We start from the raw sequence: 13,887 nt of genomic DNA, 5'->3' as shown, positions 1-13,887 counted from the left end.
TGGCGGTATAATAGTGTCTAGAGAATGAAGTATCATGTGTCAAATGCCCTAAAATCAGAAGCTAGATGCGTAAATCATCAAAAATTTCTGACGGTGACACCTGATATGTAAAAGATAATAGGTCTGTTACTCTCCTTCATATCGTTTAATATATAAAGTAAAAACAGCACTTCTTATAAGTAGGATTTATGAAAAAGCGGTATTTAACAAGAGCGAAGGCGAATAAATCCCATCAATCTAAAAAAAGCTTTCTACAGTCCACTAATACATATATGGCATTATTTAGTTCAGCTTTTTTCGTTTTTTTGTTTATCAGCGCCTGTAGTCCAGAGAGTTCCTCTGAAAATAGCTTACTGATTACAGAACAGTCTGCGGCCAACCTTGATAGAAAATTACAAAACGCTGAAGATATCGAAGAAAACATCATAAACTCTTACGCCAGACTGGCCGCTAAGCGCTCTGATGTCTGTCCAAAACTGATCCAAGAAGCGTTGGGTAGTCAGGTTATTGAACGTACCTCAGAAGTCATGGTCAATAAACACTGTGATTACTTTTTGTACCCGCGAGAGGGTCAGCGTATTTCGGTTAGCGTTAACGACAGGCAAATTGAAGCACTGTTAATAGTGCCAGCATTGCATAACTTTGCTAATGGTGATTACAAAGTAGACTCCTACGATAAGCATGTGATTCGATTGAGCTACAGTGGTGCCACCTATAAGCCAAAAAATCTAGTTTATGACGTTGCAGTGACCGTCTCTAGTTGAGTCGCTCGTTTTTTGATGAGCCCGTTTGCTAGTGGTTTTTTGTGACTACTAAATGAGGCGGGGCGCTATCTGTAGCGCTCCTCATTTGTGTCGTATTACTTTGGCAGTATTCCGTAGACACTCCCTACCTTTGGGGTAGTGGGTAGTGAATTTATACCGCTACTTTATAGTGTTTTTGTCCTGCCAGGGGTCATCCTGGCCCACAGTAACGATTAAGAAGTCATCGGGCTTTAGCGTCTCGCGCATGGTCTGATTGATCTCTGAGAGTTTTACTTGATCAATACGTTTGACATAGTCGGTCAAATAGCTGTTTGGTAACTGATAAAAATTCATCATACCTAGTAAGCCATTAATCCCTGCATTGCTCGCAAAGCCCATCGGAAAGCTGTTTTTTAGATTGTCCGTTGTCAGACGCATCTCAGAGCTGGTAATGCCTTGGTCTAACGTGTTATTGATAACCTCCAAACTGGCCTCAATGGCAGCGCGTGCTTTGTCATTACGTGTCGAAAAACCAATCTGATAGGGGCCACGTGCCAGCATCGGATTCATAGAACCTGATATTCCATAAGTGTAGCCAAGGTTTTGTCTAACCTCAGTCATTAATCGCGCATTAAAATCGCCACCTGCGAGTACCTCATTGCCGACAGCAAAATTGGTTTGCTGCTGCTGATCTTTTGGATTGGTAGCGCGTTTACTACCTAATTGTCCCATTAAAATGGTGGTCTGAGTACTTGGAAACGGAATATGAATGTGCTTTGCTTGGTTAAGAGGTTTCGGCTCGGGTAGGTCTGCTGCGGACTGACCGGTCGGTAACCCATTGGTGATATCTTCAGCAAGTTTTTTCGCTTGGGGTAGCGTGAGATTGCCTGTCATGGCAATAGACGCATTGGCCGCGACCAAATACTGATTTTTAAACGCTATCAGCTGTTGTTTGTCGATGCTCGGTACACTGTCAAGGGTGCCGACTGATGGATGAGCATAAGGATGGTCCCTATATAATGCTTGGTTAAAAGCAATGCTGGCAAGACTATTGGGGTCTTGTTTTTGCTGTTGCAAGCCGACTAAAAGTCTTGCTTTATTGCGTGCTAGAATGTCCTCATCAAACGCAGGTTCGCTGAGCATTTGAGTCATTAGATCAATGGCAGGCAGTAAATGCTTGTCGTCAGATAAGCTACGTAGTGAGACAATAAACATGTCCTTGTAGGCACTGCTGCTCAGATTAATACCTAACGTTTCAACGGTTTGTGTAAATTCATCTTCGTCTAGTTTTTTAGAGCCTTGTGTCAACATGGTGGCAGTCATATTAGCAATGCCAAAACCTTCTTTACGAATGCTAGTATCACGCGCACTACCAGCATTAAAACGCAAATCGACATCGACAATCGGTAATGCTGTCGTTTGTACAAAGCGTACGGGCACCCCAGTTGTGGTTTTGAACTGTTGAATCTTTGGTAGGGTAACTTTTAAAGGTTTGTCATCGTCAAGGCTGGACAGTGTGGATAAGGCGGCAATGGGTGCACTGGTATCAACTACAGCGGTAGAGCCTCGATATTCTTCGGACCCTGTTGTATCCGCATGTGCGGTGATGGTCAGTGTGGACAAACCCAGCCCCACACCAACGCTCAGGTAGGCGGTCTTTTTAAGCGTAGCATTTGCTACTTGTGTCAAAATTAGGGCACTGTTCGCAGGCTTTTTTCTTTTTTGCACTAAATCACTGTTTTGAGTCATGGGTGTCTTCTTATAAATGAAATATGTGTGGTCGGTGGTTTCATTGCATAACTAAAACCTCACCATTATTTCTGGTTCTCTGCTTGCTCTTTAGGTGGGACGACGTGCATTACTGTCAAATTGTTCTTTACTAGATATTTTTTGCTAGCAGCTTGTATGTCAGCGATCGTCACGCTATCAAGCTTAGCTGGTAGCTCGGCAAGCAGCCTGTCATCAAGCCCAATAGATTGTAATGAGCCAATCATGCGTGCCTGTCCTTCCATGCTGTCTTGCGCGTAAACGAGGCCAATTACCGTATTGGTTTTGGCTCGGCTGATTTCATCAGGAGAAATTGGGTTGGTTTTGAGCTTTTCTATCTCGGCGGTGATGGCTTGCTGTGCTTGCTCTAAACTCACGCCTTCGCGCGGCGTTGCTTGAATCAAAAATAGGCCATCGCCGCGATCCAATAAGTCATAAGAGGTACCCACGGCGGTGAGCAAGCCTTGCTCACGTATCAGGCGACTCTCCAAACGTGCAGACAGCCCGCCGTCTAACACGTCTTGCGCAAGTGAGAGCGCGTAGGCTTGATTTTCATTGTTTGGATCTACAGACACCAGACTCGGTACGTTATAACCCATGAGTAGCACAGGGACTTGTACGGCTTGCTCAGAGTCGACTTGCTGATAACCCCGAAAAGCCTTTTGACTGACCGCGGGGCGTTTGGGTAAGTCGCTGGGTTTTAAATCTCCAAAGTAACGTTTGACTTGAGCCAATACTTCTGTTGGCTCCACATCCCCAACGATAACCAAGGTAGCGTTGTTTGGTGCATACCAAGTCTGGTACCAGTCTTTTAAGTCTGCGAGCGTAATTGATTGCAGCTCAGCCATCGGCCCGATGACGGATTCGCCTTTTGGACTATCGGGGAGCGCTAATAAGCGAAATGACTCGTAAGCTTTGGCCAGTGGATTGTCATCAGTGCGTTGACGACGCTCTTCCATAACCACTTGATGCTCTTTGGCAAACTCTTTATCATTGAAGGTTAAGTTTTTCATTCGATCCGCTTCGAGCTCTAACGCTAACGGCATGCGATTGGCCGGGAACAGCTCGTAATAACCTGTGTAGTCATAACTGGTAAAAGCATTATTGACCCCGCCAAATTTGGCAATCAAACGCTCATAATCCTCACTTGATACATCGGTAGTGCCTTTGAACATCATGTGCTCAAGCAGATGAGAGATACCACCTTTATCAAGTGGCTCATCTGCCGAGCCGACCCGATACCAAATTTGAGTCATCACGACTGGTGCGCGATGATCTTCTTTTACCACTATTTTTAGCCCATTCTCTAACTGGTATTCATGGCGACCGGACATGTCGATGGCTAACGCTGATGGCGTCTCTTGACTTTGACCTAAGGGGTTTTGAGTGACTGGATGTTGAACAGTCGATGGGGCGCTGGTATCCATTGTACTGGTTTGGCAAGCGGCAAGTGAGGTCGCTAAGGCTAACGCACAGGCAACGCGTAGTGACGGAGTAGATAGTGGCAAAAACGAGGACATGGTAGGGTCTACTTATATAAAATGGCAACTTATAAACTGATGGGTACATATACCGGCTTTAACGATAGCGATAGAAGGCGTTATAAAGATTTATGCGCTCCAACCATCACACTGGCAGTTGGCTTAAAGTCTGGCGTGGTACTACACCCTATCACTGACAGCACAATGGTCGTTAGTAGTAAAGCGGCGCTGATGTGAGTTACTTTTTTATCACGCTTGTTATAACTATTGGATAGCGAAGCCATAGATCATTCCTAATACGAGGTTATAGAATAAGGAGCGGATTATCGAATAAGTTTTGATAGGGTAGGCGAAGTTAGGCGTGTAGAAGGTCAGAGTTTTGTGTCAAAACCTTAAGGCAAACTTTCTTAAATCCCTGTATCGCCTTTTAAACTTGTAAATTTTGATGATAGTCTATGATGGTAAGGGCTGAGCGCCACTCTAACTATGGTAAACTAAGCCAAAAATAAATGGTCATATAGATGGCAAGTACGTCACGCTATATCCAACCATTGACAATAGACAAATAATTAACGAGTGATAACTTTTAGGGCACGCTTATGAATAACCCCAATAATAGCAATCGTGTGGTCATCAACCTTGACGATGGTCTTGATGACTTGGATGACGATGATATTACCTTACCCAGTCTGCCGGCGCAATCTGTGCCTATCATCGATGAGACTGAAAAGGTTGAATCACAGCAGGTACCCCATACTGAGAGTGACAAGCCAAAAAAAGACAGTACAGCAAATCCAAACAACGCAAACCATGAAGAAGAAAATGTCGCTTTGGCCACGCCAATTGTGATGACAGAAGAGCACCATGTTCCTAAAGGTGCTTCTGAAAGTTTTTCAACTGCCAAAGAAAAAGTGGCTGCCACTAAGACGAATACCGCGTCGATCGTCCCAACCATGCCATTGCAAGAGCAGTTGGGTGATAGCCCAAGTGTCAGTCCTGTTAGCAGCAGTGCGCCAAAAGTAAATCAGCAACAAGCAACCACCGAATTGCAAGAGACGCAAGGGAGCGAGAAAAAAGGCAGCTGGTTTAATCGTATGAAGACGGGACTGAGTAAGTCACGTAAGAATTTGGCCGAAGGTATGGTCAGTATCCTCATCGGTGGCAAAGAGATCGATGATGAGCTGTTAGAGGAAGTTGAAGATCAGTTGCTGGTTGCTGATATTGGTGTCAATGCAACCAACCGTATCATTAAGAGTCTGACCGAGCAGACCGCCCGTGGTGATTTGATTTATGCCCATTCATTGTACAAGGCTTTACAAAGTGAGCTGGTCGACATCTTAACGCCAAAAGTTGCGCCTCTGCTCATTGATACCAGTAAAAAGCCTTTTGTAATCTTGGTGGTGGGCGTCAATGGTGTGGGCAAAACCACAACGATTGGTAAGCTTGCTAAGCGTTTGCAGGGTGAGGGTAAGTCAGTCATGCTGGCGGCCGGTGATACGTTTCGAGCAGCAGCCACTGAGCAGCTGCAGATTTGGGGTGAGCGCAATGACATTCCAGTGGTGGCACAAGGTCATGGTTCTGATAGTGCCTCTGTCATCTTTGATGCAATGCAATCGGCCAAAGCAAAAAATATCGATGTGCTCATAGCGGATACCGCTGGACGTTTGCAAAACAAAACTCATTTAATGGCCGAGCTGGAAAAAGTAGTACGAGTCATGCGTAAAGCAGATCCGAGCGCACCGCATGAAGGTATGATTGTGCTCGATGCTGGCACGGGGCAAAATGCCATTAACCAAGTAGAATTGTTTAATAAAGTGGTACCATTGACCGGTATTACTATCACTAAACTAGATGGTACTGCTAAAGGGGGTGTGGTCTTTAACATTGCCGAAACGACTGACGTGCCTATTCGCTATATTGGCGTTGGCGAGTCCATTGATGATTTACGTGCCTTTAGTCCAAAACAGTTTGTAGCCGCCCTGTTTGAGACAGATGATAAAGAATAACGAAAAGCTTGTCAGCAACCAGACAGTGTGAAAAGACAGATAGCATGAAAGGAATCAGCATATGATTATTACCAGTATTGAACTGTCCGATGTCGTTTATGATGACTTGTCATCTCCTAACGCTGCTTTGTTGCTGGCAAGCCACACGATAGGCAATACCACAAAGCTTGTTTGGTGTAATTGGTTGGAAGTAGACGAGTATTGGCAAGACAAAATTACACTGAATGCACTGGCGAAGCATTATAAGTTTGATAGTAATCATGTGGCGTTTGTAGCGGCAGAGGCATTAGACGCTGGCAATAGTGAACAGCAATTACTGTTGACGTGTATTCATCAGATACAGCAGTATATCCAAGGCCTGCGCTGTGATTTTGACTTGCCCATAGATGTAAGTTTGGGAACGGACTTTCAGCGAAGAGTCTGGCACGCCCTACAAGGTATTGGTTTTGGCGAGACCATCAGTTATGCCATGCTTGCTCAGCGTGTTGGTAGTCCCAAAGGCTTTCGTGCTGTAGCACAGGCCAATAGTAAAAACCCCTTTAGCGTTATTATTCCTTGTCACCGAGTCATTAGTAGTGATGGGAAGCTTGGTGGTTATACCGGAGGACTGGACAAGAAAAAGTATTTGCTAGCGCTTGAAGGCGCAGAGTACAGACCCTAATCTAAAAGACAGTGACTCTAAAGAGCGAGCAGGAAGCGCTTGGCGGATTATTGCTAAAGAGTTTGTCTATGCTTGATGCTGATATTGATGCGCTGGCATGTCTGGCGGCGCTAGCACATAAAAAAGACCAAACGCTGAAAATGTTTGGTCTTTTTCGTTTGAATAACTCAAAAAATTACTGTTCGAGCTGAGCCATCACGTCAGACGAGAAGTTTACATTGCTATAAACCTCTTGTACATCGTCAATATCCTCTAGCATGTCAATCATTTTCATGACTTTTTCGGCATCATCAACATTGTCTATTTCAGCCGTGGTTGATGGCGACATGGTCACTTCAGCATTGTCAGAAACAAGGCCTGCAGCGTTCAGAGCATCTTTGACTTGACCAAAATTTTCCCATTCAGTAATGACAAGTAAGCTTTCGCCATCGTTTTCGATATCAAGAGCGCCTGCATCTAGTGCTACCAACATGACTTCATCTTCTAGGCTCACATCGTTAAAGGTGATTTCACCGCGCTTATTGAATAAATAAGCAACCGAGCCTGAGGTACCAAGGTTACCGTCGTACTTCGTAAAGGCATGACGCACTTCGCTGACGGTGCGATTGACATTGTCGGTCATGGTTTCGACCAGTACGGCGACGCCTCCGATACCGTAGCCTTCGTAGCTGATCTCATCCATGTTTTCAGTATCGCCGCCACCTGTACCGCGATCGACTGCCCGATTGATCGTGTCTCGGGTCATATTGACTGACAGTGCTTTTTCAATGACGGCACGTAAGCGTGGGTTTTTATCCGGATCAGGGTCACCTTGCTTGGCAGCAGAAACAATTTCACGAATAATCTTGGTAAATACTTTGCCTTTTACCGCATCTTGACGGGCTTTACGGTGTTTAATATTTGCCCATTTTGAATGGCCTGCCATATAACATCCTTAATTTTTGCGTACTATTTTATGCTTAAAAAAACGTTAATAACACTCTTTAGTGCCTGTGCAGGTATTTTTATAATATGATTACTCTGTCTCATCAAGGTAATAGAGCTACCCACACGTTAACGATTTGTATGTTGTTGAGAGTGCTTTTTTGCTACACTGTGGCAACTTATAGATTGTTTTTACTGTCATAAGTGAGCAATATTATAAACCAGTTTGGTGTATTTTAACTAACTTGTCCTTATCCATCACATTTTAAGTCATTGGATGCTATCAAGCCATTGATTTTATAAAGTTACCGACTCTATGAAGCAACCCAATACTGAAGCCATCACACACTTGCGTAACCGTATTCATATCATTATTGAAGGTACAGACACCCGTTTGGGTAAGCTCTTTGATATTGTGTTATTGATTGCGATTTTGACCAGCGTCGGTGTGGTCATGCTAGATAGCGTGTTGTTTGTGCGTTTGCAGTATGGAACGATATTTTTTTATGCAGAATGGTTTTTTACTATTTTGTTTACGCTTGAGTATTTGTTAAGGTTGTTTTCAGCGCCCAATCGCTTCCGTTATGTTTTTAGTTTTTTTGGTGTCGTAGATCTGCTGTCTATATTACCCAGTTATTTGAGTCTTATATTTGGCGGTGTACAGTATCTTATTGTCATACGTATTCTGCGTCTCTTACGAGTGTTTCGAGTACTAAAGCTCAAAGCTTACATGCAGCAAGCCGGTTTTTTAGCGTCTGCCCTGAGAACCAGCCAGCAAAAGATAACCGTGTTTTTCTTATCGCTGGTACTTTTAGTGACTATTTATGGCTCAATCGTCTATGTGGTGGAGGGGCCTGAAAACGGCTTTACCAGTATTCCAATTTCTATTTATTGGGCGGTTGTGACTTTAACCACCGTAGGCTATGGAGATATTTCGCCAAAAACGCCGCTAGGGCAAGCCATTGCAACGATGGTCATGATTACAGGTTATGCAGTCATCGCGGTACCAACAGGAATTTTTACCTCAGAGTTGACACGTAACATGCGCCCCCAGCTTAACCCAGTCACTTGTCCAAACTGTGGTAAGTTTGGTCATGCAGTGGGAGCGGAGTTTTGTGATCGCTGTGGACATGCCTTACACGTCTAATAGCATAGACAGCCACTTTTCTGCATAGCTGCCTATTTTTACACGTCAATATATGCATCAACCAGAGGAGATAGGTCAATCTCAACGCCCAGATTGACCAAATTCCAGTATTGTCCTGATATGGTGCGATCTAGCATCATGGTGGTTGCAGAAGGCTGAAACTGACCAAAATATTTTAAAGATGTGCGCATTTGTGCAATGACTTCATGATGTATTTGACTACGACCAAAATCAAAAGCACCGTCTTGATAGGGTTTAATAGACAGTGGTTTTAGACCAATGGATAGCCATTTTTCATAAAATTCCCCCGGTATATTTTTATCATCATCACGGCGAATATCTAGGGCAATTAGGTCTTGCTCAAGCGCGGTCACATCGCCTTTGATGGCGTGCTTTGCAAAACGACGAAACAATTGAACTTCGCTATCACTGTAACTACGTATACCACCGAAATCATAAGCGACTACGCTGCCATCCTTGCGAAAGGCAAAATTACCGGGATGGGGGTCACAGTGCATACGGTACAAGCCAAACAGCTGTCCTGCGGTAAAATGAAACAAGCGCTTGGCTATTTTTTGCTTGATATCATTGTCCCACGTCGCCGCAACTGACAGCGGCTCTCCCATCTCCTCTGTGAGTGTTAAAACCCGCTTAGAAGAGTGGCTGCTGACAACTTTTGGAATGACAAGCCCTTCGTCCTCTGCATGAAAAGCACCAAATACGCGTAAGTTGTGCGCCTCTTTAATGTAGTCGAGCTCATCATGTAAACTTTGGCGAATTTCGTTAAACAGTTGCGCTTGCAACTGTTTGCTCATGTTAAGTACACCAGCGATTTTCAAAGCCATACGCACTTGTTTAAGGTCACTATCGCAGTTTTCATCGACATTGGGGTACTGGACTTTTACCACTACTTTTTGTCCAGTTAGCAACACAGCTTTATGCACTTGCCCAATAGAAGCGGCGGCAAATGGGGTTTCTTCAAACTCGCTGAACAACTCTGCCACAGGCGCTTTCAGCTCACGTTCGATTTGCGCACGTATCTGTGTGTATGGCATGGGCGGCGCATCTTTTTGTAGCTTTTCTAACGCCGTTGCGACTTCAGGTGGAAACACATCTTTATATTGCGAGGCAATTTGTCCCACTTTCATCACAGCCCCTTTCATCTCACCTAGTGTCTCGGCTATCTGAACACCCACATCTTGCATCAGCTCAGAGCGCGCTTGTAAGCGTTTTTCTTCATCACTTGAGAGATGCTTAAATGAGTTTTTAGCTGCTTTGCCGGCAATACTTGCTGTCATGCCAGCGAGTTTCATGAAGCGCTTTCCAGACGTTTTTGCCATTCATATCACCATATAAGGGGGAGGTTATTTGCTCAGCTAATTTTAGTATTTTATTCAAACGATTGCTGTTTAACTAATGTGCTGTTCTTATCTGCGACTCACTATAGTTTATGCCTTTTTCTATTGTTTCTCACTCGTGCTTAAAAATAATGTTCAAAACCATTAGCCAAAAAAGCACCGTCTAAGGTTAGCCCTCAAGCGTTATAGAGTAGAGATTGTCCAGCCAATACGTCAATGCCATTTGATACCCTAAATGTCCCAAACCACAAATCACCCCGACAGCAACATCGCTTAAATAAGAGTGCTGACGAAAAGACTCACGCGCATGAACATTGGATAAATGTACTTCTATAAAGGGTTTTTGTGTCGCCAAAAGGGCATCGCGTAGAGCAACCGAGGTATGAGTGAAAGCGGCAGGATTAATAATAATGGCATCTACTTGCGCTGCCTTATCCGCGAGCAGTCCATGATGTTGGATTTCATCAACCAGCTTGCCTTCATGATTTGACTGCACGCAGATCAACTCAATGCCATACTGCGCAGCTCGTGCTATTAGACGCTTTTCAATGTCTGCCAGTGTGGTATGACCATAGATGTCCGGCTCTCGTTTACCCAGTAAATTTAGATTGACGCCATTCACCAGCAACAGCTTGTGTGTGAGTGATTTATCAATGTTTTCATTGGCAGGTTTTACGGGTGATGGGGACGTCATAATGGTCTCTACGGTTATTAAACGATAGGGGTGGTTTATCATTTGTGGCAAGGGCGACGCGCTATAGAAAAAGTAACGGTACTATCTAACCGAGTTAACTATTTGAACTAACTGAGCTAACTACCTGAGCTGTCTCATCGAGCCATCTAATCGAATTTATCCCTTTATGATAACAGCTTGCGAGATAGGTTATAAAAAAATTACATGAAAAATCAACCTAAGGGCAAAAAACGATGTTAAAACTCTTTATGTTGCTAAAAACCCGTGCTATGATATTTTTTACGTAATAGTTATTACATGTTTGTTACTATTACTATGGCAAGCTAATAGAAAAGACACTGATTGATTTGTAAAAACAGTTCTCTACTATAAACGCGCTGTGTCAGTGATGGTTATTAAGGTAGTACTCTTAAGTTTTTGATTTCATAATCTTAGATCCCGTTTATATGCAATGTTGCAAAGGAATTTGGGACTAAGCGGACTTTTTTAGGAAGTAATATTATGTCAGCTCGTGAGCAAGGTATCGTTAAGTGGTTTAATGACTCAAAAGGTTTTGGTTTCATTCAACGTGATAGCGGAGAAGATATTTTCGTCCATTTCCGTGCGATTCAAGGTGATGGCTATCGCTCTTTAAAAGATGGCGAAAAAGTTGAGTTCAGCGTAGTAGAGGGCGATAAAGGCCTGCAAGCTGAAGAAGTCAGAAAAATAGAAGAGTAAGCTATCTAGGCATTAGAGCGGTTTAGCTACAATGTCTATATACACTCCTGATATACTACTGAGTCAAGCCCGTCTTATCTTACCTATGTTGGATATAAACCAGCATGTTTGGTAGGATCAGATGTTAGGCTTGGCTTTTTTTATGCTCATGGATTTGCTAGCGGTATACAGATTTTATACCGCTGCCGCTGTTCTAAGGCTGGCTTCTCAAACATCTATTCACAATTAATAACGATCAAACAGCTAATTTAAAAGGAAATTTTTTTGAGTAATTTTACGACGTTTACTGATTTGCCATTGTCAGAACCGACCTTACGGGGTGTAAATGATCTGGGTTTTACTGAATTGACCCCTATTCAAGCACAAATACTACCCCATACATTGGCAAATCAAGACGCTATCGGCCAAGCACAAACAGGCACTGGTAAGACAGCAACGTTTTTACTGACGATTATGGAAGCTTTACTTAAGCGTCCTTTTACCGCTGATGAAGCGCGGTATTTAGGTGAGCCACGTGCCGTGGTTATGGCCCCCACCCGTGAGCTTGCCCAACAGATCTTTGATGACTGTGTGGCACTGACCAAATATACCTCCTTACATAGCGTCTGTATCATGGGTGGTACCAATTATGAAACACAGCAGCATGAGCTTGAGCGCCAATATGTCGATATTTTAGTGGCGACACCAGGTCGTCTGATTGATCTTGCCAATAAAGGTATGGTCTATCTAGATCGAGTAGAAGTACTGGTGCTGGATGAAGCTGATCGCATGCTTGATATGGGTTTTATTCCAGACATCAAGCGCTTGGTAGGCCGAATGCCAGCCAATACCGATCGCCAAAGTCTCCTGTTTTCTGCCACCTTTAACCAAGATGTGATGAATCTGGCCTACCGCTGGTTACATGAGCCACAGTTTGTCGAAATTGAGCCTGAGCATAAAACCAGTGATTTGGTGGACCAACACTTTTACTTATTAACAGAAGACCAAAAATTAGCAGCCTTAGAGCGTATTATTAGTGATACCGCCGTGGAGAAAGTAATCGTCTTTGCCAATCGTAAGGATCAAGTAAAGCGGCTTTATCACAAGCTACGTCAAGCCCATAAGATTGTTATGCTATCAGGTGATGTTATTCAACAAAAACGTGAAAAATACTTACAACGTTTTAAAGATGGTCATGCGTCTATCTTGGTAGCGACAGATGTAGCCGGTCGCGGCATTCATGTCGATGATATCAGTCATGTGGTTAATTACACCTTGCCTGATCAGCCAGATGATTATGTACACCGTATCGGCCGTACTGGCCGCGCTGGGCAGACTGGTATTAGCATCAGTTTCGTTAGTGAAGATGATGCTTTTAATGTGCCTGCGTTAGAGAAACATTTAGATACCAAGTTTACGCTTGAGCAGTGGCAGGAGTAGTTTCTGTAAACTGAATATTACTTTACAAAAAAGCGCTTCATATTCAAAACTGTATGAAGCGCTTTTTTTAACTTTGCCAGAAGAGAAAAGGCTTATGAAGAGCGTGCATAAAAGTTATTGGGAATGATGCATGGAGGCTGGGCTATCGTTCATATCATGCATGCTATGATCCATCTTTGGTGTTATATTGTGACTCATTTGGCTCATATCATGAGAGGGTGCAGTATCTGCGTCAGACACCATAGCAGAATGGCTGCTATGCTCCATCTGAGCATGGCCACCGCTGTGTCCGCCATGCATACTAGACATTGCTATGGGCACAAATACAACCGCCAAACCAGACAGCACCATCACCGAGCCGTTAAGCTGCCTGAGGCGAAAACGTCCAATTTTGTCCCGTAACCAGCCCACAGTTTCATGCGTGGCAACCAACATCGGCACTGTGCCGAGGCCAAAGACAAACATGAGCGCCGCCCCACTTAATGGGTTATGAGCGACCACGGCGATAAGTAATGCGCCATAAACCAAACCACAAGGCAAAAATCCCCACAATAAGCCCGCCGTTAAGGCGCGTGGGAATGTGTTTAGTGGAAATACTTTTTGCCGAAGGGGACTAAGATATTGCCAAAAGCGCATACCAAAACGCTCAAGCTTATTTAAAAATGGTGCGCCAAGCATAGTCATGCCGACAAACACCAACACCAACCCCAACAAAATGCGCGGTGTGCTGTTGCCTTTCATTAACGGTTCTAGCACAGTGATGCCAATAAGCCCTGCGATTAAGCCCAAAAATGCGTAACTGGTCAAACGGCCTAAATGATAAGTCATAACAAGCGCACGGCGCTTGGCTGGACTGACGTCTTTCATCGACAAGCCAAATGCTGTCACAAGACCACCGCACATTCCTAAACAATGGGGCGAACCAAAAAAACCCATCAATAATGCCGCAACGAGTAAAGCTGTGGTCATA

The 13,887-nt window shown here is 44.0% G+C and carries 13 protein-coding genes; 6 read left to right on the top strand and 7 right to left on the bottom strand.

The genetic code is table 11. The features are described 5' to 3' along the window. Positions 1-272: 272 nt before the first annotated feature. Entirely contained in the window at positions 273-764 is a 492-nt protein-coding gene (locus tag DVY93_RS00325; RefSeq protein ID WP_230708346.1) for a hypothetical protein, read from the top strand. Between the two features lie 159 nt (positions 765-923). Here the strand turns inward: DVY93_RS00325 and DVY93_RS00320 are convergent, their stop codons facing one another. The 3 genes from DVY93_RS00320 to DVY93_RS00310 all read right to left on the bottom strand — a co-directional run bounded on the left by DVY93_RS00320 (position 924) and on the right by DVY93_RS00310 (position 4,275). Then, positions 924-2,492, bottom strand: coding sequence for a M16 family metallopeptidase (locus tag DVY93_RS00320; RefSeq protein WP_230708345.1), 1,569 nt, complete (start codon positions 2,490-2,492; stop codon positions 924-926). A gap of 65 nt (positions 2,493-2,557) precedes the next feature. Further along, positions 2,558-4,030, bottom strand: coding sequence for a M16 family metallopeptidase (locus DVY93_RS00315; protein ID WP_230708344.1), 1,473 nt, complete (start codon positions 4,028-4,030; stop codon positions 2,558-2,560). 80 nt (positions 4,031-4,110) lie between these two features. Then, positions 4,111-4,275 (bottom strand): hypothetical protein, encoded by a 165-nt coding sequence (locus DVY93_RS00310; RefSeq protein ID WP_230708343.1) that lies wholly within the window; start codon positions 4,273-4,275, stop codon positions 4,111-4,113. Between the two features lie 810 nt (positions 4,276-5,085). Here DVY93_RS00310 and ftsY point away from each other — a divergent pair. Together ftsY and DVY93_RS00300 are read left to right on the top strand one after the other, a co-directional pair. Further along, the gene (gene ftsY / locus DVY93_RS00305) at positions 5,086-5,997 is read left to right on the top strand and encodes a signal recognition particle-docking protein FtsY (protein ID WP_230708649.1); all 912 of its coding nucleotides are present in this window, start codon (positions 5,086-5,088) and stop codon (positions 5,995-5,997) included. Positions 5,998-6,058: 61 nt separating this feature from the next. Continuing rightward, complete coding sequence (locus DVY93_RS00300; protein WP_193006919.1) at positions 6,059-6,658, top strand: methylated-DNA--[protein]-cysteine S-methyltransferase; 600 nt, start codon at positions 6,059-6,061, stop codon at positions 6,656-6,658. A gap of 175 nt (positions 6,659-6,833) precedes the next feature. On the opposite strand, the gene DVY93_RS00295 is transcribed toward DVY93_RS00300, so the two are convergent. Next, positions 6,834-7,583, bottom strand: a complete 750-nt coding sequence (locus tag DVY93_RS00295) for a YebC/PmpR family DNA-binding transcriptional regulator (protein WP_230708342.1) — start codon at positions 7,581-7,583, stop codon at positions 6,834-6,836. Between the two features lie 315 nt (positions 7,584-7,898). Here DVY93_RS00295 and DVY93_RS00290 point away from each other — a divergent pair, with 315 nt between their 5' ends. Further along, positions 7,899-8,729, top strand: coding sequence for an ion transporter (locus DVY93_RS00290; RefSeq protein ID WP_193006917.1), 831 nt, complete (start codon positions 7,899-7,901; stop codon positions 8,727-8,729). 38 nt (positions 8,730-8,767) lie between these two features. On the opposite strand, the gene DVY93_RS00285 is transcribed toward DVY93_RS00290, so the two are convergent. Together DVY93_RS00285 and aroQ are read right to left on the bottom strand one after the other, a co-directional pair. Further along, a complete protein-coding gene (locus DVY93_RS00285) occupies positions 8,768-10,069 on the bottom strand; it encodes an ABC1 kinase family protein (protein ID WP_193006916.1) in 1,302 nt (433 codons plus the stop codon). Positions 10,070-10,256: 187 nt separating this feature from the next. After that, a complete protein-coding gene (gene aroQ / locus DVY93_RS00280; RefSeq protein WP_193006915.1) occupies positions 10,257-10,781 on the bottom strand; it encodes a type II 3-dehydroquinate dehydratase in 525 nt (174 codons plus the stop codon). A 501-nt stretch (positions 10,782-11,282) separates the two neighbouring features. Between aroQ and DVY93_RS00275 the strand changes: the two genes are divergently transcribed. Continuing rightward, positions 11,283-11,498 carry a cold-shock protein gene (locus DVY93_RS00275; protein WP_057760416.1) on the top strand — a complete coding sequence of 72 codons (216 nt, stop codon included), beginning with the start codon at positions 11,283-11,285 and terminating at the stop codon, positions 11,496-11,498. A gap of 264 nt (positions 11,499-11,762) precedes the next feature. Beyond that, positions 11,763-12,917 carry a DEAD/DEAH box helicase gene (locus DVY93_RS00270; RefSeq protein ID WP_198333710.1) on the top strand — a complete coding sequence of 385 codons (1,155 nt, stop codon included), beginning with the start codon at positions 11,763-11,765 and terminating at the stop codon, positions 12,915-12,917. A 114-nt stretch (positions 12,918-13,031) separates the two neighbouring features. On the opposite strand, the gene DVY93_RS00265 is transcribed toward DVY93_RS00270, so the two are convergent. Then, on the bottom strand, positions 13,032-13,886 hold the full coding sequence (locus DVY93_RS00265) for a sulfite exporter TauE/SafE family protein (protein ID WP_193006913.1): 855 nt from the start codon (positions 13,884-13,886) through the stop codon (positions 13,032-13,034). Between the last annotated feature and the right edge of the window lies 1 nt (position 13,887).

The organism is Psychrobacter sp. CCUG 69069, from assembly GCF_021023115.1.
Classification (GTDB): Bacteria; Pseudomonadota; Gammaproteobacteria; order Pseudomonadales; family Moraxellaceae; genus Psychrobacter; species Psychrobacter namhaensis.
The sequence above is the reverse complement of the archived record's forward strand: the minus strand, read 5'-3'. Positions and strand labels throughout refer to the sequence as shown.

Coding starts and splice junctions, on each gene's coding strand:
- DVY93_RS00285 (WP_193006916.1), bottom strand. CDS start 10,069: ATGGCAAAAACGTCTGGAAAGCGCTTCATGAAACTCGCTGGCATGACA.
- DVY93_RS00275 (WP_057760416.1), top strand. CDS start 11,283: ATGTCAGCTCGTGAGCAAGGTATCGTTAAGTGGTTTAATGACTCAAAA.
- DVY93_RS00265 (WP_193006913.1), bottom strand. CDS start 13,886: ATGACCACAGCTTTACTCGTTGCGGCATTATTGATGGGTTTTTTTGGT.
- DVY93_RS00300 (WP_193006919.1), top strand. CDS start 6,059: ATGATTATTACCAGTATTGAACTGTCCGATGTCGTTTATGATGACTTG.
- DVY93_RS00325 (WP_230708346.1), top strand. CDS start 273: ATGGCATTATTTAGTTCAGCTTTTTTCGTTTTTTTGTTTATCAGCGCC.
- aroQ (WP_193006915.1), bottom strand. CDS start 10,781: ATGACGTCCCCATCACCCGTAAAACCTGCCAATGAAAACATTGATAAA.
- DVY93_RS00310 (WP_230708343.1), bottom strand. CDS start 4,275: ATGGCTTCGCTATCCAATAGTTATAACAAGCGTGATAAAAAAGTAACT.
- DVY93_RS00315 (WP_230708344.1), bottom strand. CDS start 4,030: ATGTCCTCGTTTTTGCCACTATCTACTCCGTCACTACGCGTTGCCTGT.
- DVY93_RS00295 (WP_230708342.1), bottom strand. CDS start 7,583: ATGGCAGGCCATTCAAAATGGGCAAATATTAAACACCGTAAAGCCCGT.
- DVY93_RS00320 (WP_230708345.1), bottom strand. CDS start 2,492: ATGACTCAAAACAGTGATTTAGTGCAAAAAAGAAAAAAGCCTGCGAAC.
- DVY93_RS00290 (WP_193006917.1), top strand. CDS start 7,899: ATGAAGCAACCCAATACTGAAGCCATCACACACTTGCGTAACCGTATT.
- ftsY (WP_230708649.1), top strand. CDS start 5,086: ATGAAGACGGGACTGAGTAAGTCACGTAAGAATTTGGCCGAAGGTATG.